At 62.5% G+C, this 22950-nt stretch carries 13 protein-coding genes; all 13 read right to left on the bottom strand.

Annotated features, from left to right (window positions below; all coding sequences use genetic code 11):
• Window positions 1–2543 (bottom strand): MFS transporter (locus BEN48_RS11805; protein ID WP_070735138.1); only part of this gene is annotated, 2543 nt, incomplete at its 3' end.
• A 250-nt stretch (window positions 2544–2793) separates the two neighbouring features.
• The gene (locus tag BEN48_RS11800; protein ID WP_083321015.1) at window positions 2794–3693 is read right to left on the bottom strand and encodes a glycoside hydrolase family 16 protein; all 900 of its coding nucleotides are present in this window, start codon (window positions 3691–3693) and stop codon (window positions 2794–2796) included.
• 12 nt (window positions 3694–3705) lie between these two features.
• Window positions 3706–4593: a glycoside hydrolase family 16 protein gene (locus BEN48_RS11795; protein ID WP_070735135.1), complete on the bottom strand. Its 888-nt coding sequence runs from the start codon at window positions 4591–4593 to the stop codon at window positions 3706–3708.
• A 40-nt stretch (window positions 4594–4633) separates the two neighbouring features.
• Window positions 4634–5890: a PKD domain-containing protein gene (locus tag BEN48_RS11790; RefSeq protein WP_125932604.1), complete on the bottom strand. Its 1257-nt coding sequence runs from the start codon at window positions 5888–5890 to the stop codon at window positions 4634–4636.
• 36 nt (window positions 5891–5926) lie between these two features.
• A complete protein-coding gene (locus tag BEN48_RS11785; protein ID WP_070735131.1) occupies window positions 5927–7405 on the bottom strand; it encodes a RagB/SusD family nutrient uptake outer membrane protein in 1479 nt (492 codons plus the stop codon).
• Window positions 7406–7426: 21 nt separating this feature from the next.
• A complete protein-coding gene (locus BEN48_RS11780) occupies window positions 7427–10558 on the bottom strand; it encodes a SusC/RagA family TonB-linked outer membrane protein (RefSeq protein ID WP_070735129.1) in 3132 nt (1043 codons plus the stop codon).
• A 67-nt stretch (window positions 10559–10625) separates the two neighbouring features.
• Complete coding sequence (locus tag BEN48_RS11775; protein ID WP_158010167.1) at window positions 10626–12929, bottom strand: glycoside hydrolase family 3 N-terminal domain-containing protein; 2304 nt, start codon at window positions 12927–12929, stop codon at window positions 10626–10628.
• A gap of 508 nt (window positions 12930–13437) precedes the next feature.
• Entirely contained in the window at window positions 13438–15471 is a 2034-nt protein-coding gene (locus BEN48_RS11770; RefSeq protein ID WP_070735125.1) for a 7TM diverse intracellular signaling domain-containing protein, read from the bottom strand.
• Between the two features lie 27 nt (window positions 15472–15498).
• The gene (locus BEN48_RS11765) at window positions 15499–18042 is read right to left on the bottom strand and encodes a DUF5686 and carboxypeptidase-like regulatory domain-containing protein (RefSeq protein WP_070735122.1); all 2544 of its coding nucleotides are present in this window, start codon (window positions 18040–18042) and stop codon (window positions 15499–15501) included.
• 272 nt (window positions 18043–18314) lie between these two features.
• Window positions 18315–18632 carry a hypothetical protein gene (locus BEN48_RS11760; protein WP_070735120.1) on the bottom strand — a complete coding sequence of 106 codons (318 nt, stop codon included), beginning with the start codon at window positions 18630–18632 and terminating at the stop codon, window positions 18315–18317.
• A 130-nt stretch (window positions 18633–18762) separates the two neighbouring features.
• Window positions 18763–20103 (bottom strand): family 1 glycosylhydrolase, encoded by a 1341-nt coding sequence (locus BEN48_RS11755; RefSeq protein ID WP_162274738.1) that lies wholly within the window; start codon window positions 20101–20103, stop codon window positions 18763–18765.
• 201 nt (window positions 20104–20304) lie between these two features.
• A complete protein-coding gene (locus BEN48_RS11750; protein WP_083321013.1) occupies window positions 20305–21999 on the bottom strand; it encodes a GMC family oxidoreductase in 1695 nt (564 codons plus the stop codon).
• Between the two features lie 122 nt (window positions 22000–22121).
• Window positions 22122–22727 carry a gluconate 2-dehydrogenase subunit 3 family protein gene (locus BEN48_RS11745; RefSeq protein WP_070735117.1) on the bottom strand — a complete coding sequence of 202 codons (606 nt, stop codon included), beginning with the start codon at window positions 22725–22727 and terminating at the stop codon, window positions 22122–22124.
• Window positions 22728–22950: the final 223 nt, after the last annotated feature.

Genomic DNA, 22950 nt, shown 5'->3' with positions numbered 1-22950 from the left:
CCCCACGAGGTGCGCGTAGCCGCCAGCGCCGGCGTGAGGCTGGCAAATACACGAGCCTTTTCCGCCACCGAAGTGTCGTCGAGCAATGCCTGGAGCCCCTGGTATATGGGCCGCGGAATCAAATTGTCGAGGATTTCCAGGGCGTTGGCCTGGCGCTCGCGGGCGGCGTGGGCCACGTTGCGCTGGGCCGTGGCCACCGATTCGGCATCGTAGAGCTGTGCCAGCAGGCTGAAAATCCGCTGGTGAAGCTGGGCCAATTCGTAATCGATGGTAGCATGCAGCGCGGGTAGCTTGGTGGCTACCAGCCCGCTTAGCAATTGGGACGCGAACTGAAATTCATCTCTCAGTAGTTGCTCAAAGATGGGCGCGTCGCCGGGTTCGGCGGGAAACCGGCGCAGGGCCCGCAGCGCGGCCGTCCGGAAAAACAGGTGCGTGCCTTGAGCCAGCTCCACCAGCGCCGCGCGGCTGGCAGGGGCGTTAAGGCGTTCGAGCACCGTCACGAGGCGGTGAATAAGCACGTCGGTGGGGTCGTGGTGCAGCGCCGCCCGCACCAGGGGCACCACGGCGGGCCCCAGCGCCACCAGGCTGTCGGCGGCTACCTGCCAGTGCCGCTTCTGGCCGAGAGCGAGAAACAAGTGGTGCGCCAGCTTAGTGTGTCCTACCGTGCCGATGGCCACCAGCGCGGCGTGCGGAGTGGCAGCCGCGTTGTCCACGTTCAGGCTGCTCTCCACCAGATTTTGCTGGGCGGCTTCCGGCAAAAATGGAAGCAGCGCCAGGGCTGCCAGCCGCGCCGCGGGGGCCGGGTCATGCAGCAGGCTCGTGAGGCTGGCTTGGGCTGGCTCGTATTGCGGGCGGCTTTGGAGCGCGCCCCGAATGGCTCCTTGCCGGGCCTCCATATCGGTTGCGGTGAGCAGCAATGCCACGGCCGGGTCGTCGGGGGTATCCCCGGCCAGCTCCCGGGCCGCGGCCTCGCGCACGGCGGAAGCGGCGTCGCGCTGGGCCAGGGCGCGCAGGGCTTCGGGGGGCAGGGGGCGCAGCTCAGGAGTGGCCAGCAAGGCCAGGCGCACCCGCTCGTCGGGGTGCTCAAGCAGGGAAGGAACGTGGTTGACGAGGGCTGCCGGCTGCCGCTGCCGGAGCCAGGCCATGGCGTTGAGCACCTCGGTGGCCCGGGGGCTGTGCAGGTGCGCCAGCACCACCTGCAGGGCGGCATCGGGGAGGGCCAGCTCGGCCGTTTCGGCAAAGCGGCGGCCCAGGCCCTCCTTGAGCTCGGCTAAATAGCTGCGGTAGGTGCGAGCCAGGAACAGCAGCGCCGCCAGCAGCAGCGCCCCCATCCACGTAAAGGGTACCCAGCCACTGAGCATATTGGCGTAGCCTAACACAAAGAACAGCAGGCCCGTGAGGCACATGCCCAGCGGCTCATAAAACCCTTTGGCCAGGGTGTGGGCTGCCAGCCGCAACTGCGGCGCCAGCGGCTGGAACAGCACCAGAAACACGGGGTCGAACACGGTGCGGCGCAGTACTTCCAGCAGCAGGTAGAGGCCGCAGAAATAAACCAGCAACCCCGTGCCGGTGTAGCCGCCCAGCAGCTGCAGGCCACCGAAGCCGGCCAGACCCAGCAGCGCCACGGCCGGCAGCAGCCGCAGCGACCATTGCACGCCGTAGCGCTCCAGCGCCTGCCGGCTCACGAGCAGCTTGAAGAACATGGCAGCCAAGTAGGTCAGGCTCAGTATCCAACCCACCGTCTGGGTGATGTCGGCCGAGTCGTGAAACTTGTGCTTCACGTTGATGAAAAACATGTACTCCACGCCAGTGAGCGCCGCCCCGATGGCCACCAGGCTCAGGCACATGGCCAGCACCAGCTGGCTGCCGCCAAACAGCTCCCGAACCAGCTTGGTCTGCGGCTGCAGAGGCTGGCGCAGGGGCCGCGCCGCCGCCTCCACCACGTGGGAGCTCAGGGTGGCCCGCAACGCAAACAGCGCCCCCAGGTAGGCCGCAAACGACACGCCCAGCAGCACCGGCAGCTGCGCATCGCCGTGAATAAGGGCAGCCAAAACTGCGCCCAGGGCCTTGGCCGGCATGTCGCCGGAGCTAATTACGCTAAACAGCCGCTTGCTCTGCCGCACATCGAATACCACCGCCGATACGCCCCAGAACTCCAGGTTGGTGAGCAGGTAAATGACTCGGTAGCCGGCCATAATGGCCACCGCTGCCGCCACCGAATGGCCCACCACCACCAGCACGCCCAGCACCCCGGTGAGTACCACCACGGCTATCAGCACCCGCACCGCCAGCTTTTTCAGCAGGTAATGGTGCTCGAAGTAGGTGTAGATTTTGCCCACGGCCATCATGGCCAGGGCACCGGCTATGTAGCCCAGCGGCAGGCTGTGCTCGGGGTGGTGCTCCAGCAGCAGCACGTTGGCCGCCACGTACACCAGCACCGAGCCAATGCCCAGAAGGAAATTGTGCAGCAAGAACAGCCCCACGGTGCGGGTTTCACTGGTCTTAATGCCGAACAGGCGCTGCAGGTCTGCGGTAGAAATCATGCCGAAAGGAAGGCGGCACCACCGGGTGCGGCCGAAGCCAAAGATAAGGAGCCCGCGAAACCAACACGAATTAGTTTGGCCGGGGCTCCGCTGCGGTCTTTCCTAAGCAGGGGGGGGGGAGAAAGCGAGCCCTGCTGCGCCGCCGCCATCGCGCTACGGCGAGAACAGTTCGTTGCGGGCGCGGCGCGCGGGCCCACGCGTTGGCAACAGCAGATGTGCGACTACTTCACCGGCGGGCTCCGCCGTAGGGCTAGCGCTTTTTCATCTCATAAACCCGCACGTAGTCCACCAGCATCTGCTGGGGGAATGCGGCCTCGTCGATGCCTTTCTGGCCACCCCACTCGCCGCCCACGGCCACGTTCAATAGCACATGAAAGGGCTTGTCCCAGGGCCAGGCCTGCCAGCCGGTGCCCTCGTTGCGGGCCGCGAAATACAGCTGGCCGTCAATTTCGGCCGTGATGGTTTCCGGCGTCCACTCAATGGCGTATACGTGAAAGGCGGTGGTGGCATCGGGAATCACCGTGGTGCCGGTTTTCTGGTTATTGGTCCGGAAGTAGTAGCTCTTGCAGTGCGTGGAGGCATGAATGACGTTGGGGTCGTAGCCCACGTGCTCCATGATGTCGATTTCGCCATTGTCGGGCCAACTTTTGTTGCCGTAGCCGTTCTGGTCGGGCAGCATCCAGATGGCAGGCCAGGTGCCGCGGCCGCCCGGAAGCTGGGCCCGCACCTCGAAGCGGCCATAGGTTTGGCTGCCGCCTTTACCGCGCGCGAGCAGCCGGGCCGAGGTGTAAGCATTCTCAGGCTGTAGTGCTTCCCTGCGGGCTTCCACCACCAAGTTGCCGCCTTCCACACGGGCGTTTTCCAAGCGGTTTTTGGTGTAGTACTGCAGTTCTTTATTGCCCCAGCCGCTGCCTCCCACGTCGTAGCCCCACTTGGTGGAATCGGGCCGGCCGGTGTAGTTGAACTCATCGCGCCACACCAGCTTATCGAAGGTGTAGCGGGACCTGGCCTGCGGGCCGGCCGCTGGGCCAACGGGGGCAGCCGCGCTCAGCAGCAAGCTGCTGAACACGACCACCACCCGGGCCAGCGTGGCAAAGCCACGACTGCGCTTGCCGACCGAATCGATTTTCCCACCTACTCTGGTTGGCATGCGCACTGGTTGTTATTTGTACTGGTAGTAGCGCGCGTAGTCCACTACCATCTGCTGCGGAAACACCGTGGAAGCATCGGGGTTGCCATCGAAATCGCCTCCTACGGCCACGTTCAAAATCAAAAAGAACGGGTTGTTGAAGGGGTAGCTGGCGCCGGCCGTGTCGGCCGTGCCGAAGGTGAAGTACAGCTGGCCGTCCAGGAACATGCGAATCTGGTCCTTGCTGCGCACCACCGAGTAAATATGGTAGTCCTCGGAGAGGTCCACCGCCACCGTGTTGGTGGTGCCCTTCAGGCGGCGGGCACCGTTGGCGTCGGCAAAGTGCATGGTGGCCAGCAGCTCCTTGGGCTGGCTGCCGCGTAGCTCCATGATGTCAATTTCGCCGCATTTGGGCCAGTTGTTCTGGTCAATGTCAGCGCCCAGCATCCAGATGGCGGGCCACACGCCCTTGCCTTTTGGAATTTTGGCCCGAACGTCAATGCGGCCAAACTGGAAGTTCTGCTTGCCCTTGGTGAGCAAGCGGGCCGACGTGTAGGCGTTGCTGCCAGACTGCTGCTTGCGTGCCTGAATGGTAAGGTTGCCGCCGTTTACGAAGGAGTTATCAATTGAATTGGTGTAGTTCTGCAGCTCGTTATTGCCCCAGCCATTGCCGCCCAGGTCGTAGCCCCACTTGCTCTGGTCCAGCGCACTGCCGTTGAACTCGTCGCTCCACACCAGGGTGTTGTAGTCGGCGTAGTTTCTGGCCTCCTCGTTCACCACCGGCGCCACGGGCGTACTGGGTGGTGTAGTGCGGGTGGGCGGGGTGCTGGCTTTTTCGGTGCAGGACATCAGGCTCAGGATGAGCAGCAGGCCCGCGCCAAGCCGATAGTTGCGAAACACACCAATGGATTGAGTCTTCATAAATTAACCAGCAATCGGTAGGTAAAAATCAGACTGCTAGTTATTTAGCAACCATCTTAATGGTGAATACCGTTCCGCCGTTCTGGCCGCTGCCCGCGCGAATGGTCATCTTCTTGTCGTCGATGCTCAGAATGCGGTACACGCGCTCGGTGGGGGAAGCGTCGGTGGTGCCAATGAAGGCGCCGCTGCGCGAGAGCGTGAGCTGCGCCAGGCCGGCGCCCGCCGATGGCCCGAACACAAACGGCGTGGTGCCGGTCTGCGGGGCCTGGCACGAGAAGCCATTGGCCGAAAACGTTTCGGCCTTGGCATTGTAGCTCATTATGTTGGCGGTGGTGAAGGTGTACTCGTCGTCCGACTGGCAGGCGGGCAGCCCACCTGGCTTCACTCCGGCAAAGTAGAGGCTTGGCGATGCTTCGGTGCCCACCACAATCGGGGCGTCGGCGTCATTGTCCAGCATCCAGGTTTTGGAAGAGCCGCCGGTGAGCAGCAGTTTGAAGGGGGCCGTGGCGTCGAAAGGCGCCAGCGTGATGATGGTGCGGGTGCCGTCGGGGTTGGTGCCGCGCAGGCGCAGGCGGGTGTCGGTGGCTTCCAGGATGTCGTAGGTTTTGTTGGCCACCGAGTCGGGCAGGCCAATGAACGCGCCTCGGCCTTTGAGCACAATCTGCGGGTTGCCGGCAGCATTGGGCCGGAACACAAAGCTGCCGCCCCGGTTGAGCGACGAGCCGCAGGCTCCGTTCCGGAACGTGGCGCCGCCGCTTTCGTAGTTCACGGTGAAGTTGTTGCTGAACGAAAACTGGTCGTCGAGCTGGCAGGCCGGCAGCGCGCCCGAAGACGAAATCTGCACGCCCGCGGCGGTTTCGCGCACAATGGCGCCGGCCGCGTTATCAAACGACCACACCCGGGTGCCCGAGGCTGCGCAGCCCACCAGCTTGTTGAAGGAAGCGTTGGTGCAAGCGTCGGGGATGGTGATTGTTTGCTTGCTGGAGATGCTCGTACCGCCTTTGCCGGCCGTAATCAGCTCCACTTCGTAGGTGCCGGGACGGGTGTAGGTGCGCGTCACTGTGGGGCCGGTGGCCACGGCATTTTCGCCCAGAAAGTTGTACTGGTACAGGAAGCCGTCCTGGCTGGTGCTGGTGAAGGTGACCACCGTGGGAAACTCGGTGGTGTTAACCTGGAAAGTGAAGGACGACTTGGGTACCGCGCCTTCCAGCTGGTTGTCGTCGTCTTTGCTGCAGGAGGCCAGCAGCAGCGGGGTCGCCAACAGGCCCATAACCGCTATACGTGCTATATTTTTCATGGCAATAGTCAGATAAGATGAAAGAGAGGCAAGCGCCTAGTAGCCCGGATTCTGCTTCAGGCCGGTGTTCACGTCGAGTTCCGATTGCGGAATGGGCAGCACGATGTTGAAGGGCTGCACGCCGCGGTAGCGCAGCAGCTCGCCGGTGCGCTTCATGTCAAACCACCGGTCGTTTTCAAACGCCAGCTCGTACTTGCGCTCGCGCCACACGGCTTCTTTGAACGCCTGGGCGCTGAGGCTGGCCGACAGGTCGCGGGGCGAAGCTGTGTTGATGGGCAGGCCAAAAGCGCGGCGCCGTACTTTGTTGATGGCTTCCCGGCCTTCGGCGGTAGGGCCCGCGGCCTCGGCCAGAATCAGGTACACCTCGGCCAGGCGAATCACCGGAATGTTGAGCCCCGAGTCCCAGATGTTGGTGTTCACTTTGCCAATGAACCATTTCTTTACGCCGTAGCCATTGGGCGAGCCGGGGAGGGAGTTGGGCTGCACGCGGCCGTCGGGGTACACGTCGCCGGGCTTCCAGATGGTCACGTCGCGGCGCAGGTCGCCGGCTTCGTAGCCCGCCACAAAGTCGGCTTCGGGAATGTTGAAGCCGTAGCCGCCCTGCGGCACAATGCCCTGGCCACGCGGGCCAAAGAACTCATTGCCCACAAAGCCCAGGCCGTCGAAGGTGAACTGGTTGCGGCCCGAGATGTAGCCGACTTCAAACAGCGCTTCCTTGCCGTATTCGGTGGCTACCTTAAAGTTGTCAGCGTAATTATCCCACAAAGCCTTGCCGCTGGAGGCAATCACGGTGCGGGCCTGCGTGGCCGCTTCCGGCAGCTTGCCTTCGGTGAGGTACACCTTGGCCAGCAGCGCGGCGGCCGCCCATTTGGTGGCCCGGCCCAGGTCGTCGCCGCTGTACGACGTTGGCAGCTTGGCCACGGCATCCAGCAAGTCCTTTTCAATCTGCGCATACACCTGCGCGGCCGGCGTGCGCGGCACGTTCACTTCCGCCAGCGTGGTGGGCGGCACCGTGAGCAGGGGCACGTCGCCGAAGGCCCGCACCAGGTCGAAGTAGTACTTGGCCCGCAGAAACGAGGCCTCGCCGATGCTGCGCTGCTGAATGGCGGGGTCAATCTGCATGCCCGGCACCTTCTGCAGCACAATGTTGGCGCGGCCAATGCCCACGTAGCAGCCGCCCCAGAGGCGGCTGGTGAGCGGGTTGGTGGCCGGAATGCTGCCGTAGCGGTCCAGCTGCTGCTGCTCAATGCCGTCGCCGCCGCCGCCGCCGCCAGTGCTCGAGAGGTCGGAGCCGATGTCGCCAATGCCCCACAGGGCGTAGTTGTACTGCCCGCCCTTGCCCAGCTCGCTGTAGGCCGCGTTGGTAGCCTGAATGGCGTCGGTAGTGGTCTTGTAGAAGTTGGCGTCGGTTACCTGGTCGGTGGGGGCTTCGTCCAGGAATTTCTCGCCGCAGCTTGTGAGCAGGCCCAGCGTGAGCAGCAAGGTGCCGCCGGCGTATTTCGAGATTATAGACATCTTGATAAGTCGTTTAGAAGATTAAAAACCCAGGTTCAGGCCGGCCAGGAACACGCGGGGCTGGGGGTACACGCCCAGGTCTACCCCACGCGAGCCCACCTCGGGGTCGAAGCCCGAGTACTTGGTGAGCGTGACCAGGTTCTGGCCGCTCACGTACAGGCGCACCTGCTTGCCGCCGATGCGGTCGGTGAGGGTTTTGGGCAGGGCGTAGCCCAGGGTCAGGGTTTTGAGGCGCAGGTAGGAGCCGTCTTCCAGGTAGTAGCTGCTCACCTGCAGGTTGCCGTTGGGGTCGCCGGCAATGGCGCGGGGCACGTCGTTGCTGGTGCCGGGGCCAGTCCAGCGGCCCAGCACGCGGCTGCTGCCGTTGCTGTTGCCGTACAGGGCGCTTTCCAGGATGTAGCGGTTCTGGTTGTAAATCTGATTGCCCTGCGAGCCCTGGATGAACAGGTTCAAATCGAAGCCGGCGAAAGTCAGCGTGTTGTTCATGCCGTAGGTGAAGTCCGGATTGGGGTCGCCGATGAACGTGCGGTCCTGGCCGTTGATAACGCCGTCGCCGTTCACGTCCTTAAAGCGAATGTCGCCGGGGGCAGTGCCCGCCTGCTGCACGGCGTGGTTTTTCACGTCTTCCGGCGTCTGAAACAGGCCGTCGGCCACGAAGCCGAAGAACGAGCCAAAGGGCTGGCCCTCATCGTAGCGCACAATGGTGCCGCTCAGGCCGCCCAGGCCGTTGTAGGGGTCGCCCACGCCCAGCTTGTCCAGGCGGGTTTTGTAGGCCGACAGGTTGAATGTAGTGCTCCAGTTTAGGCTCGTGCCATTGCCCCGAATGTTGCGCGAAGTCAGCGAGAAGTCCACGCCGCGGTTGTAGGCGGAGGCGGCGTTGCGGTTTACGCTCTCAAACGTGCCCGAAACCAGGGACACCGGCACCGGCGCAATCAGGTTGGGCGAGGTGCGGTCGTATAGGTCGATGCTGCCTTCGAAGCGGTTGTCCAGGAAGCCGAAATCAATGCCGAAGTTCGTCTGGTTGTTGTTTTCCCAGCGCAGGTCGGGGTTGGCCAGGCGCGTGGGGGCGGCTCCGTTCACAATGGTGCCCGCGGGCCCGAATGGGTACTGAATGCCCGAATTCACGGCAAACAGGTAGGCGAAGCGGCCGGCGTTGTTGGGGTTGCCCACGCGGCCGTAGCCCACGCGCACTTTCAGGTTACTCACCACGCTGTTGCCTCGCAAGAACTCCTCTTCTGAGATGCGCCAGCCCGCCGACACGCCGGGGAAGAAGCCAAATTGCTCGCCGGGAGGAAAATTGCCCGAGCCGTCGTAGCGCGCAATGGCCGAAAACAGGTATTTGCCCGCAAACTCGTAGTTGAGGCGCGTGAAGTAGCTGGCCAAGCGCGACGCCGGGTTGATGGTGCTGGCGTTGGCCAGCTGGGTGTTGACGGGGCCCGAGTTGATTACCTGCAGGTCGTTGCGCAGGTAGCCAGTGCGGAAGGCCTGCACGTTGCTGAAGTTGAACTCCTGCGCCGACTGGCCCAGCAGGGCCGTTACCTGGTGCTTATCGCCAAATAAATGGTCGTAGGTCAGGGTGTTCTCAATCAGGTAGCTCGGCGCGTACGACGACGTGGCCGACGCCCCGGCCGAAGCCTGGGTGTAGCGTGTGGTATAAGTATCGGGACCAATCCGCAGCTCCGGCACCCCCGGACGGAAGGCGTTGAAGTTGTCAAAAATGAAGTCGGCGCCCACGTTGGTGCGGAAGCGCAGACCTTTCAGCGGCTCAATTTCCACGAACAAGGTCGTCAGGGCCCGGTTGCGGGTAAACTTCTGGTTGGCAATGGTGGCCGAGGCCAGCGGGTTTTCCTCAATGAAGTTGTCCTGCTGGCCGCGGGGCTCATAGTAGTAGCCATCGGGCCGGAACACCGGGATGATGGACGGAATGCGGAGGGCTTGCTGCACCGTGCCGTACTCGCCGCTGTTGGTCGTAATCTGGCGGTCTTCCAGGTGCGTGAGCGAGATGCTGTTGCCGAATTTCAGGTACTTGTTCACCTGCACGTCGCCATTGGCCCGCAGCGTAAACCGTTCAAAATTAGACCCAACGATGGTGCCGTCCTGCTGGAAGTAGCTGCCCGACACCGCAAAGCGGGCCTTCTCGCTGCCCCCGGTAGCCGAAAGCGAATAGTTTTGAATGGCGGCGTTGCGAAATACCTCGTCCTGCCAGTCGGTGCCTTCGCCCAGGGCCTGCGGGTCGCGCAGGCGCGGCACCACAATGGGCTGGCCGGCCGCAATGCGGTTCTCGTTGTTGATTACCGCGTACTCCTCGGCCGTGAGCAGGTCGAGCTTGCGCCACACCTGCTGCACGCCGCGGTAAGCGTCAACATTCACCGTCGACACCCCGGCCTTGCCGCGCTTCGTGGTGATGAGCACCACGCCGTTGGCCGCGCGCACCCCGTAGATGGCGGTAGCCGACGCATCCTTCAGGATGTCAATACTCTCAATGTCGTTGGGGCTGATGGCGTTCAGCTGGTTCTCGCCGCCCTCGGGCAGCGGAAAGCCGTCGACCACGTACAGCGGGTTATTATTGCCGGCCGAGGTAATGCCCCGCACCCGAATGGACGTGCCCGCCGCGCCGCCCGGGGCGCCACCGTTCGAGGTGACCGTGACGCCCGCCGCCCGGCCCTGCAGGGCCTGGGTGGCATCGGCCACCGGCTGCGAAGCAATTTCCCGCGCCGATACCGACGACACAGCGCCCGTCACGCTGCCGCGCTGCTGGGTGCCGTAGCCCACCACCACCACTTCGGTCAGCTTCTGGGTGTCTTCCTGCAGGGTAACATTCAGGGTGCTCGTTGTGGCCGAAACCATGGAGGTCTGGGTGGTGAAGCCCACAAAGCTGAACACCAGGGTGCTGCCCTCGGGCACGTTCAGGCTAAAGGTGCCGTCGCCGCTGGTGGTGGTGCCTATGGTGGTGCCGCGCACCAGCACCGTCACGCCGGGCAGGCCCGAGCCATCAGGCCCCAACACCCGGCCCGATACGGGGACATCGGCTGCCGTGCTGGCGCGCAGGTGGGCTGGTCCGGCCGGAGCGGCCATGGCCATTGCGGGAAACCCGCAAGCCAGCAGAACCGCAGTGCGGCGTACCAGCGCAATCAAGTAAAAATTTCGCTTCATGGTGGGAAAACTGAAGGTGATAAGCGAATGATGAAAAACTAAGGATTAAAAGGGGTAAGCCCGCTGGCTATCTGGCCGCAGGGGCTTCGGTGGGAGCGGGAGCGCCGGGAGCTACAGCGCCACCCTCGTAGCGGAACCGAGCCGACTGCGACCCCACGCGTAGGGTAAACCAGCCGGCTTCCAGCTGCGGGCGGCCCAGGCCGTCGGGGTAGCTCAGGTCGGTGAGCGGGTTGATGTCGAAGGTGAGTTCCCGGCTTTGGCCGGGGGCATAGGCCTGCTTCTCAAAATGCTTGAGCAGGCGCACCGGCCGCGTGATGCGGCCCACCTCGTCGGTGAGGAACCACAGCGCCGCCTCCTGGCCCGCGCGGACGCCGGTGTTGGCCACGCGCACGGTGGCCCGCAGGCGGGCGCTGGGGCCCGTGAGCACGGTGTCGCTCAGGGCAAGGCCGGAGTAGGCATAGGAAGTGTAGCTCAGCCCTTCGCCAAACTCCGTGAGCATGGAACTCTTGTACTTGGCGCCGCGCTGCTCAAAACCAGCGCCGAAGTCGCTTAGGTCCAGGCTGTTCTCGTTGTTGTCGTGGTGGTAGTTGGAGATGTGCCCGGCAAACTGCGGGTACGTGAAAGGCAGCTTGCCACTGGGATTGGTTTTGCCGCTGATGATTTCGGCCAGCGCTGTGCCACCGCCGTAGCCCGGCAGCCCCGCCCAGATGATGGCCGTAGCGGCATCGGCCACACTCCGGATAATGACCGGCCGGCCGCCAATCATGAGCAGCACCGTGGGCTTGCCGCTGGCCTGCACTGCGCGCGCCAGCTGCTGCTGGTCGTCGGGCAGGGTCAGGTCTGAGGTGTTGCCCAGGCCTTCGGTATACGGCCGCTCGCCCAGGGCCAGCACCACGGCATCGGCCTGCCGGGCAGCGGCCGAAATGCTAGCTAACTGCATCTTGCCCTTGGCATCGCGGTAGGGCAGCGTTTCTACTTTAACACCGGGAAATTCTTTGCGCAGCGCCTCTACTACCGTGGGCACGTCTTTCGGATACGCAGCCTCCGGCCGGCCCTGCCAGGCCAGTGTCCACCCACCCGACAGGTTCGCCCGCGACTCGGCCGAAGGGCCCACCACCAGCAGGCGCTTCACGCGGGCCGGCGCCAGGGGCAGAGTGTTTTTATCGTTTTTCAGCAGCACCACCGACTCGCGCGCGGCGGCCGTGGCCTGGGCCCGCAGGGCCGGGTCGCCAATGCGGCTGAGCCGGTCGGCGCGGGGCATGGGGTTTTCAAACAGGCCAATTTCGTCCTTCATCTGCAGCACGCGGCCCGCCGACAGGTCGATGCGCGCCTGGGTTAGGCGGCCTTCCTGCACCAGCTCTTTCACGTACTGGCAAAAGGTGGTGGTGTAGGGCGTCATGGCCATGTCCACGCCCGCGTCTATGGCCATCCAGGTGGCTTCTTTCTCGTTGGCAGCTACCTTCTGGATGCGCACCAGGCGGATGATGTCTTCCCAGTCGGTCACGGCCACGCCTTTAAAGCCCATTTGGCTCCGCAGCAGGTCCGTGAGAATGGCCCGGGACGCGTGCACGGGCTCCCCGTTTATTTCACCCGAATTTATCATGATGGATTTCAGCCCGGCATCGATTGCGGCCTGAAACGAAGGCCGGAAGAACTCCTGCAGCCGCTGGTCGGGAATGAGGGCATTGGTGCGGTCCCAGCCGTTGCGCGGGTCGGAGTAGCCAATGAAGTGCTTGCCGGAGCCGGCTACTTTGTAGGGGGCTATCTCCTTGTTGTTCTGCAGTTCCTGCACGAAAGCTGCGCCCATGCGCGATGCTACCAGCGGGTCTTCACCGTAGGTTTCATAGAAGCGGGGCCAGTAGGCATTCACGCCCAGGTCCAGCACCGGCGCAAACACCCAATGGTGGCCCAGGTCGGCCGACTCCAGCACCGTGGCGCGGGCCGTTTGCCGGGCCAGCTCGGGGTTGAAGCTGGCACCCAGGTTGATGTTGTGCGGGAATATGGCCGTGCCTTCCACGTAACTGGCCCCGTGCATGTGGTCGATGCCGTAGATGATGGGGATGCGCAGGCGCGACTCGCGCAGGGCAATGCGCTGCAGCGCGGCCGAGTAGCGTACCCATTGGGCCGCGGGCACTGCCTCTCCGTTAAGGAATGAGCCAATATGAAAATTCCGGACCAGCGCAGTGGCTTTAGCTGAATCCAGCACCACGTCCTTCTGCACGCCGGTGGTGTTTATCACCGAAATGTTGAGTTGCGTCATCTGCCCGATTTTCTCCTCCAGCGTCATTTGCGCCAGGAGCTGCTGCACGCGTGGGCTGAAGCCTGATGCCGCTGGCGTGGCCACGGCGGTGGCCGTAGGAGCAGTGGCCACTGTGGCTGGTATAACACCGCGCTGGCAAGCAGCTAGCAAAGGCAGCATCAGCAAGGCGGTGCGTGGCGCTACCAAGCGCAACGCAACCGCCGACAGTGAAGGGAATACAGCCGTAGCTAACCGGGTAATAAAGGGGTGTGATGGAGACATTGGGCAGGTGGGAATGCCCAAATATAGAAGCGTGTGTTTAGCAAATGCAACTCAGAAAAGCCTTGTTATGCATTGCAAAGGGCTTTTTTACGGTAGGCTGCGCAATTGCTTATACGCTTGCTGCACACGAATCTTAACTTCTTTGTAGCCTGCCAAGGCTGTCAATGGGTTTTAGTATTCCGAGGGCTTTGGCTAAAAAACAACAAAATAAAAACAGCTCAATTCAAAAAAAAGACACAGTAACAGCCAGTTAACTCAGTTATTTACTAAATATGGACTGGAATGGCATTAGCTACACAAAGTGTCACGTCCAATCCTTCGCAAACGTTACCGGAAATTATGATGGCATTTTACCCAGCTACTTTTGCTCGATTTCCTGTAGCTCAGCCTCGGCAGTAGATTCCAATAGTACATGCGTCCAGGGCTCACCGTCCTCAAAGTCGGGAGCGGACCGCCGCCGCTGCAGGGCGGCCAGCACCTTTTGGGCGAACGCCCAGCTGGTGGCCTGGCGCAACTCCAGCACCCGGGCCAACTCGGAGGGCGAATAGCTGCCCCGGTGGGCGTGCAGCAGGAACACGGCATATAAAGCTTTTACAATAGGGAATTTGCACTTTTGCAATAAGGTGCCGGCTGTAGCTGACTCCACATAGCGGCAGCGGGTGCAGCGCCGGGCAAAGGGTTCGCGGGCCTCGCAGCTTTTTTCGTGGCCGCACTTACGGCAGCGATAGCCGCCCTGGGCCCATTTCAAGTCGGCCAGGTAGCGCAGGCAGGCGTCCTTATCGGGGTATATCTGGCTGAACTCGCCAAAGTCAACCTCCCGGGCCTCAATGCGGGCGGCCTTCTCGGCGTGCAGGTCGCGGCTGAGGTCCCCGTTGAGCTTCTCAATGGCAGCCGACTGCAGGGCCAGCAGGCCGTTGGCTTCAAGCAGCTCCCGGTTTTGGGTGGCCACGGTATCGTTTTGGCGCTGCAGCTCCGCCGTGCGCTGTCCTACCAATGCTTCCAGCTCGGTATTGAGTTGGTCTTTGAGTGCTTGGTTTTCGCGCATCTGCACCACCAGGCGGTCTTGGGCCTGGTGCTTTTTGCGCAGCTGCTTGAGCAGGCGGTTCTGGGTGTGCAGGGTCATGTCCATCAGGCCCTTCAGCTTTTCGCCCAAGGCGTAGCTCAGAATCACTACTTCGGCCACAAAAGCCACATACAGGCTGTAAACGGTGTAGGCGTTGTTGTAGAAGTCAATGCCCAGCTTCCGCATAATGAGAAAAGTAAGGCTGCTGGCCACCAGCGCCTGGGCCAGCAGCAGGTAGCGCGCCGGCTTTAGCCCTGCACGATACGCCCGAAAAGCGGCGTAGTACAGCAAGCCATAAGGCAGCAGGTACAGCCAGAAGCTAAAGCCGGAATGCACCACTGCGGCATCGAGCACCAGCAGGGCGGTGCTGCTTCCCACCACCCAGCGCCCCACCCGGTGCAGTGCCGGCAGCCGCGAGGCCGTATCCAAAAACCCACTGGCGTAGGTGGCAAACGTGAGCAGCAGCAGCACTGGCGCCGCCGCCCCAATAAAGTGGTTCAGGCCCGGCCCGCCGGGCCACAGGTATTGAAATCCCAGGCCGTCTTCTGAAAAAAACAGCAGCGCACCACTCCCCACATACAGCACGTAATACAAATAAGTCCTCTCCTTCAAAAAGAAGAACAGTATCAGGTTGTACAGCAGCATGATGCAGAGTACCCCATAAAATAAGCCAAGCAGCCAGTATTGCCCCGTCATTTCGGGGATAAGGCCCGACCCGCTGTGCAGCATGGCCCGGAAGCTGGTCCGGGTGTCGGAGTTCAGACGGAGGTAGTAGGTTGCGGTTTGGCCGGGCCGGGGCGGCAGGTCGAAGAGGAAGTTTTTGTAGGGATGGGGCCGGGTGGCGAAGGGCAGCGTGGCTCCGGTGGTCACGCTCTCGTAGGCAGTGCCGGTACCCAAAGCAGGCCGGTAAAACACGGCCCGCCCAATGTGAGCATCGTATAGCTCCAGGTACCAGGTAGCGTTTTCAGAGAGGCCGTGGCGCACGGTAATGCGCAACCAATAGGTACTCTGTGGGTGCTGAATATTGGACGGCTGCCCCGAGCCGCGCAGGGTGGTGAACCGGCGCTCTACGGCGGGGGAGCGCACATCGGCCAGGGTAAGCTGGCCGCTGGGGTCTTCCAGTATGCTGTAGTAGTTTTCAGCCAGAAAGAACTCGGCCCAGGAAGACTGGATGTGCAGCGTGTCTTCGGCGGTGGCATAGGCGCTCAGGCAACTGGCCCACACCAGGGCCAGCACCAGCCCGGCCCGGCCCAACAGCCGCTTCAGGCCGCTACCCCAACCATAGCAGCAGCCCCACTGCGGCCGTCCCATTTTGAAACAATCGTGCATAAGGCCCTCAAAATACGAAAATGCCCGCTACAGCCGGAATTGTGCCCCCAGTTTCACCCCAAACCGCTGGGCATTGGGCGCGTCGCGGTACGTCAGGCGGTGCATCAAGTCAATCCGCAGGAACTTGAAAATATTCTCAATACCGTAGCCTACTTCCGCGTAGGGCAGCTTGCCCAGCGACGGCACGGGCGCCAGGTCGGTGCCGTCGAGGTCTTGGCGGGGCTGCTGGCTGTTGGCGGCCTGCAGGCCGCCGTACAGGATGTTGGCCGTGGCCACTAGGCGCCAGTTGAGGCGGCGGATAGTGGGAATGGCGTTCAGGCCCAGGCCTTCAAAGTGCTGGTCGAGCCGCACCGACACCGAGTGGTCGGTCACGAACTCGAAGTAGTTCATCAGGTTAAACGAGTTGGCGTTGTAAAACGGCGTTTGGTTGCCCAGTGGGGTTTTCAGAAACAGGTAGGGCACCCGGTCCGGAATCAGGCTGCCTTCTACCGAGTAGCCCAAGCGGCCCAGGTGGCCCAGGGACACGCTGTGCGTCATCAGCAGGTTGAATTTCTGGTAAGTAGGCGAAGCTCTGTCGTCCAGCAAGTTGCGGGCGCCCAGGGTGTAGCGGAGGGTGAATACCGGCCAGCGCTTGAGCCCCACGGCCTGGCGGCGGTTTTCGCTCTGCACCAGGTCTTCGTCGTGCGCATAGCGCGCTTCCACCACTACTTCCGACAAGGTCAGGTTGCGGCCCAGCGGCGCCCGTAGGCTGCGGTCGGAGGTGGTGAAGTAGGCGAAGTTGTGCAAGGGCTTGATGTCCTGGTGGCGCACCGTGACGGTTTGGGTGAAGCCCTTGAACAGGTCGCGCTGCAGGCTTACGGCCAGCAGGTCGCGCAGAATGGGGCGCCCCTGCCGGAACCGGCCCCAGCGCGAGGCCGAGGCAAAAAGGTTGTTGCCAGTCTGGAAGTCGTTGTCGAGCAAGGCGGCCTGCTCCACGTCGTGGCGTATTTCGCCGCTCACCACCGTCCAGTGCCGCCGCTCGGCCACGTAGCTGGTGCGCAGGCCAAATTTCAGTCGCCCATCGCCCGTGCCGTAGGCCAGGTAGCCCTGCGTAAACCAGTCCCGGCTGATGAAGGGCGTGGTGCGGAAGCCAAAGCGGAAGCGGCTGCCCTCAAAATCGTTGCGGGCGTAGACGCCCAGCACCGGGCCCAGGTCCCAGCCGCCCACCCGCGCGTAGCCGTTCACCACCAGGTCCACCCAGTCGAGTATGTTGCGCACCGCCGGCAACTGCTTGGCCGAGTCCAGCACCGCAAAGCTCTGCTGCTCCGACAGGGTCAGCGTGTCGGGCCGATGCAGGTCGAAGTAGCCGGTGCCAGCACCGGGCGGGCTTAGCAAGCCACCGGGCCGCGCCTCCTCCTCGGGCAGTACCGACACCACGGTTTGGTCGTAGAAGCCGGGCTCGGTACGGGGCTGGTTGCGCACAAAGTTGCTGCCCAACGTGGTAAAGCGTATCAGCATGGCGGCCTGCTTTTCCGAAGGCTGCACCACCACCACAAACCGGGTGCGCATGGGCAGGCCGGGCCCATCGGCGGGCGGCGTGAGCTCCTGAAAAATGCGTAGGTCGCTGATAAAGTTGATGTTGGCGTTGGGGCTGGCCACCAGGTCGGCCCGGCGCAGGGCGTAGCCCTCGGTCGTTATCCAGATGGTGCCCCGGAAGGCCAGGTCGTGGGAGCGTTTGGGCTTGACGGCAATTTTGTAGCAGAAATCCTGGCCCACCATCACCGAATCCAGCAAGTCATAGTCGTAGGTAGTGCGGCCGCCTTCGGCAATGGGCGAGATGAAGTCCTTGCCCAGCACGTTCTGCCAGTTGGGGTAAAAGTCAAAGCTTTGGAAGTTCGAGCCCAGCATCTGGGACACCACCGAGCCCTCGCGCGGGCCCACGCCGCGCAGCTGCCGGTGCAGCTGGTCTTCGCGGCGGCGCAAGGGCGAAAACTTCTGGTACACCCGCGAGCTCACTTCGGAGGCAAAAATGGGCAGCGGAGCGTCGGGGTCGGCGGCGGCGGCGGCACCCTGGCGAATGGCCAGCGCCCGCATTGCCATGATGGCCTTGCGCTTGGCCAGGCCCGGCGGGAGCTGCGCCAGGCTGGTTTCGATGCGGTGGTAGGAATCCCATTCAGCGGCCTGCAGCGACAGGCGCTGGTTGCGGGGCTTGTTGCGTTGCACTTCGCGCAGGATGCGGAAGGCCGGGTTTTCGGGCTGCCGCGAACTCACCACCACTTCGCCCAGGGCCACGCCGCCCGCCCGCAGCCGGAACAGCACCGTTTGCACGGGCGCCTCCGAAAGCTTGCGCCGTTGCGTGACGAAGCCCACGGCGGAAGCGGCCAGCGAGTCGGCCGAGCCGGTAACGGTGAGCTTGAAGCGGCCGTCGGCCCCGGCCGTGACGCCGGTGCTGGTCTGGGGCACAAACACGGAAGCGAACGGCACCGGCTCGCCGTTGGTGGCTTCCACCACCTGGCCACTAATTACGAAGCGCTGAGCGGCAGCTGGCAGTACCCAAAGGCACACCAGAAGCAGCGGAGCCAGAAATCTCATAGAAAGTAGTAGATAGCCAAATCCCTGAACTGCTAGTGGACTTGCAATCTACACAAAGCAAGGTGCGGTGCCAACTAGTTCCAAGCCGAAAACCATAACGACCAATTGGCTAAGTCTCTAGTTAATAGCTTTCAGTTGCTAGCCACTAGCTTGTTAGTTTACCATGTTGCCAGGAGGCGGTTGTATCAAAAAACGGTCTGTTTGGGTTGGAAAAGGGGGCCAAACGGGGCGCTTAGCCACGTGGTTTAATAGAGTGGCTTGCGCCTAGCTGCTCATGGCTCCAGCCCGAAAGGCCCTGCGGCCTCCTCCAGCAGCCAGATTTCGGTGCCTGCGGCCAATTGTTCAATGAGTACTGGAGAGAAGTCGAGCAGCAGCCCACGTTCCACGGAGACGGTGCGCGCTATTTCCTCCACTGTGGCCTGGCCCCGGTGCGTGCGGCCGTTGGGCAGCACCGCAGCTACCGCCAGCGGCGTGTGCAGCGGGTAGCTCACGAGACGCGGAGTAGCGCCTTCGGGCAGCGCCAGCAGCCCCAGCCCCGGCAGGGGCCACGTGGCGGCAATGCGCAAAAGCAGCACGGTAGAATCAAGCACGACACTAATCCTGAAGTTGACTCTAATAGGCCTGCCCCAAATTGAACTTCCTACTTTGTAATTACCAAGCAAATTATTTCTCGCACCCGCAGGTTGTGTTGTCTTATAAATAGATGGGCGCGAGAAGTGCTTAAATCTCAACCTTAAGCGTGGCGGGGGCTTCGGTTATCTCAAACAGCTCGCCGTGGGGCACTATCGTAATCTGACCGTACTCCTGGAGCAGCATTTTGTAGGCGTCGGCCACGGGGCGGGGCTTGCGGTCGAGGTCGAACAGGCCGCAGGCATTCACGGTGCCCTCTTTGCGGGATAGCCCCTTGTCCCAGTCAATCTGGTCGATGAGCGAGTACCAGTTGAACCCGAGTACGGGCACTCCTTCTTTGCGCATCCGGAGGATGTTTACCCACTGTTTCCACAGCCACGTGGGGGCTAAGTTGGGGTCGAACACGTTGGTTTCGGTGTGCATCACCGGTTTGCGGTAGCGCAGGTAGTACTCGTGGGTGATGTTGTACCAGCCCATCACGTCCACGCTGGTCTGGATGGTGCCATCGGGCAGCATTATTTTCTCGTTGCGGCCGTAGTAGTCATTGCCCATTATCTGGTATCCGGGGGGCTCGCCGGCCATGAACCAGTCGTACTCGCGCCGCGTCATGCCGTTGTCGTACAGGTAGTTCAATACTTCGCCTTCGGGGTGGCGGGCATAGAGCAAATCGAGCGAGGCGAAGCGCAGCTTGTTCCATATCTGCACCTCATAGGTGTGCTCGGCGCGCAGCTCGTGGGTGAATTCAGCCGACTCGCTCTGCACGATAATGCAGTCGGAGCGGTGCTTGGCAATCTGCTGCGTGCCCATGATGCTGGCCGCCACCAAGTGCTTAAGGGCCGTCACGAAGGCCTTATCGGTGGTCAGCTGCTCGTTCCAGATACCGTCTTTGGCGCTGAGCTTGGCCGTGACGTATATCTCGTTGATGGGCGTGTAGAACCGCACCCAGGGGTAGCGCTTGGCCACGGCCTCGCAATAGGCCGCGAAGTGCACCGGCAATTCGGGGTTCTGGAAGTTGCCAATAAAGTCGGGCACGCCGAAGTGCAGCAAATCCAGAATGGGAGTGATGCCCAGGCGCCGAATCTCAGCCATGGCCGCATCGGCAAATTCCCAGTCGTACTTATCGGGGGCGAGCTGAATCTTGTAATAGGGCAGGCCGTAGCGCAGCACTTTCAGGCCCATTTCCTTCACCAGGGCCAGGTCTTCCTTGTAGCGGTTGTAGTGGTCGCACTCGGCCAACATATCGCGGCGGGTTTTGCCGTTGTCAATGGTGGGGTAGCTGCACTCAATGCCGGTGGCAAACATGAAGTTGTTGGGCAGCCCGGTGGGCAGGCCATTGCCGTTGTGCCCCTGCGCGCCGCCGTACTGGTCGCCCTCGTACTTGCCACTGCCGAACTGCTCTTTGATGTTGGTGAGAAAGGACTTCATGGGAATAGCTAAAAGAACACAAAACTCCCCTCCTTTTTTAAGGAGGGGACATTTTCACGAAGTGAAAATTGGGGTGGTGGCCCCCGTTGCACGACACCCGAACGATTCCCGCAAGACTCGTTCGCCCATCGTTCAACGAGGGCCACCACCCCCGTTCGAGCCCTTGGCTCGAACATCCCCTCCTTAAAAAAGGAGGGGAGTTGTCGTTCAATTGTCCCGGCGCTGCTGGCTCTCCAGAAACTTGTCGGCCGTGCGCAGGCTCAGCGCCATAATGGTGAGGGCCGGATTCACGCTCAGGGCACTGGGAAAGGTGGAGTTATCAGAGATGTACAGGTTGGGCACGTCGAATACGCGGCCGTTGGCGTCCACCACGGCATCGTCGCCGCTCAGGCCCATGCGGGCCGTGCCGATGACGTGCGCGTAGCGCTGAAACGACCAGATGTCGGTGGCGCCGGCGGCTTCCCATATGCCGCGCATGATTTTCTCGGCGTGGGCATTCATGCGGTGCTCGTTTTCCTGGGCCGAGAAATGCAGGCGGGGCTTGGGCAGGCCGCGGCCGTCCTTCTCTTCGGCCAGCTCCAGGAAGTTGTCGGCGTGGGGCAGGCAGTCGCCGAGGATGTTGATGCCGGCTATGTGGTTGAAATTTTTCATGTAGTTGCGCAGCTGCTGGCCCCAGTACTTGCGGCCCCGCGCCACCTGTCCGGCAAACGTCACGGGCATCACCCCAATGCTTTGCAGCAGGTAGCCGCCCACGAAGTCGGCCCCGGTAGGCCGGTGCGTATCCTGCGAAATCAGCCCGCCGGGAATGCCTTTGTTGGGCCGTACCTCGTCGGCAAAGGTGCCCCAGACCTGCAGGCCGGGGTGGGCCATCAGGTTGCGGCCCACTTGGCCACTGCTCAGGCCCAGGTTGTTGAGCAGCAGCAGGCGCGGCGTTTCTACCGAGCCGCCGCACAGAAACAGGTGGCGGCAGCGTTGGCGCTTCTGCTCGCCGTTGTGGGTGTACACCACACCCGTCACGCGGCCGCGCTCGTCGCGCTCAATCTCCGTTACGAAGCTGTTGGGTTGGATTTCGGCCCCGTGTTTCACCGCTAGCGGTATGTACGTCACGTCCATGCTCGACTTGGCCCCGTTGGAGCAGCCCGCCTGGCAAAAGCCCCGGTTGGTACAGGCCTCGCGCCAGCCCACACCCTCCTGGTAGTAGCGGGCCGAAAGGGCCGCATTGGCCGCCGGCGAGGTCTTTATTCCGAGTTTCTCCGCGCCGCGTACCATCAACTGAGCGGCACTATTGAGGGGCAGCGGGGCCATGGGGTAGCCCTGGCTGCGGGCGGGGCCCCAAGGGTAGGGCGTGGGGCCAGATACGCCAATGAAGCGCTCCACTTCGTTGTAGTACGGCTCCAGCTCTTCGTAGCTCACGGGCCAGTCCTCGCCTTGCCCGAAATCGCGCCGAATGTGCAGGTCGTCGGGCAGGGGGCGGGGCGTGTAGGCGGTATAGTGCAGCGTGGAGCCGCCCACGCCGGTACCGGAGTTGTTCTTGCCCATGGCCAGCGGGTCGGCGCCAGCAGCCAGCCGCTCATCGTTCCAGAACAGGAAGTCCTGGGCTTTTTCGTCGGTGGCAAAGTCGGTGGTGGGGTTGTGCCAGGGGCCGGCTTCCAGGGCCATTACCTTCAGGCCGGCCATGGCCAGGCGGGCCAGCAGGGGCGCGCCGCCCGCGCCCAGGCCAATCACCAGGCAGTCTACTTCGTCGGCCTCGGCCGGTACGGCCTGGGGCTGTTCCAGCGGGGTGGCAACCGGGGCCGCTGCCGCTGCGGGTTCGTCGGCAATCAAAGCGCGCAGCAGCGGGTCTTGAATCTCGGGTTCAATGGGGCTGAGGACGCCTTCTTCCAGGATTTCTTCGTCAGGCATGGTGTCAATTGATGAGGGGGTAGAGAAAAACAGCTGTCATCCTGAGCTTGCGAAGACCTTATGACGTTCGCAAAAACTGAATTACTGCCGCTTATTCAACGGTGATAAGGTCCTTCGCAAGCTCAGGATGACAATTTCAACTCCCGTTCCTCGCGTTCGTTAAGGCCGATTTTCGTCCAGGCCGGCAAGTCGGCCATGCCCACGTAGCCAATTTCTTCCTGGGCCAGCGGGTGGGCATAGTAGTTTTCGGTGAGCTCGGCCAAGAGTTCTTCAAAGAAGCGGCCAGCATCCAGCGTTTGCCAGGTGGTGCCGGGCGGGTTGCCGTCGGCCAGGGCTTGGAGGGCGGCATCCTGCTGCTCGGCGCTCAACGCCATAAAATCAGCCTGAAATAGCTCCTGTGCTATCTCATTAATGCCGCCCAAGCCCATGCGCACGGCCTCGCGGTCGGGCGGGAGCGCATCGTAGCGCCAGCCATCGGCGCGGCCCTCGGCCAGGCGCTGGTCTACGGCGGGGGCCAGGGCAATGGGGTTGTCGGGCCGGTCGGGCTGGGGGAAAAGGCGGCCGGCTACGGCTTCCAGCAGGGCAAACGTTTCGGGTGCCAGCAACTGCGGCTCGTAGGCGGCGGGGGCGTCAAGCCGACTTTGAAGTGCGGCGCGGGTGGCCTCCGAAACATGCTCAGTTGCAAGCAACGCACGAACGGTGCCATTAGGATAGGTAGGAACAGACATATAAAAGGCTTCAGCTGATGCGGTGCCGATGAAGACGGCTCAACTACTAACCCATTACGAGCAAAATCTTCCCGGCGACTGAAGAATATTGGGTCGTCCTCCGGGTGCGCCTCTTCCCCTAACCCCGCTAGCGCCAGAGCAGCATGGCAATAAAAGCCGCGCTAAGGCACAGCGACGACACCTGGTTCATGCGCATGGTGTGCTCGAAATTGGCAGCTTTCTC

The organism is Hymenobacter glacialis (genome assembly GCF_001816165.1).
GTDB classification, from domain to species: domain Bacteria; phylum Bacteroidota; class Bacteroidia; order Cytophagales; family Hymenobacteraceae; genus Hymenobacter; species Hymenobacter glacialis.
The sequence above is the reverse complement of the archived record's forward strand: the minus strand, read 5'-3'. Positions and strand labels throughout refer to the sequence as shown.

Coding starts and splice junctions, on each gene's coding strand:
- BEN48_RS11785 (WP_070735131.1), bottom strand. CDS start 7,405: ATGTCTATAATCTCGAAATACGCCGGCGGCACCTTGCTGCTCACGCTG.
- BEN48_RS11745 (WP_070735117.1), bottom strand. CDS start 22,727: ATGTCTGTTCCTACCTATCCTAATGGCACCGTTCGTGCGTTGCTTGCA.
- BEN48_RS11750 (WP_083321013.1), bottom strand. CDS start 21,999: ATGCCTGACGAAGAAATCCTGGAAGAAGGCGTCCTCAGCCCCATTGAA.
- BEN48_RS11770 (WP_070735125.1), bottom strand. CDS start 15,471: ATGCACGATTGTTTCAAAATGGGACGGCCGCAGTGGGGCTGCTGCTAT.
- BEN48_RS11795 (WP_070735135.1), bottom strand. CDS start 4,593: ATGAAGACTCAATCCATTGGTGTGTTTCGCAACTATCGGCTTGGCGCG.
- BEN48_RS11765 (WP_070735122.1), bottom strand. CDS start 18,042: ATGAGATTTCTGGCTCCGCTGCTTCTGGTGTGCCTTTGGGTACTGCCA.
- BEN48_RS11780 (WP_070735129.1), bottom strand. CDS start 10,558: ATGAAGCGAAATTTTTACTTGATTGCGCTGGTACGCCGCACTGCGGTT.
- BEN48_RS11800 (WP_083321015.1), bottom strand. CDS start 3,693: ATGCCAACCAGAGTAGGTGGGAAAATCGATTCGGTCGGCAAGCGCAGT.
- BEN48_RS11790 (WP_125932604.1), bottom strand. CDS start 5,890: ATGAAAAATATAGCACGTATAGCGGTTATGGGCCTGTTGGCGACCCCG.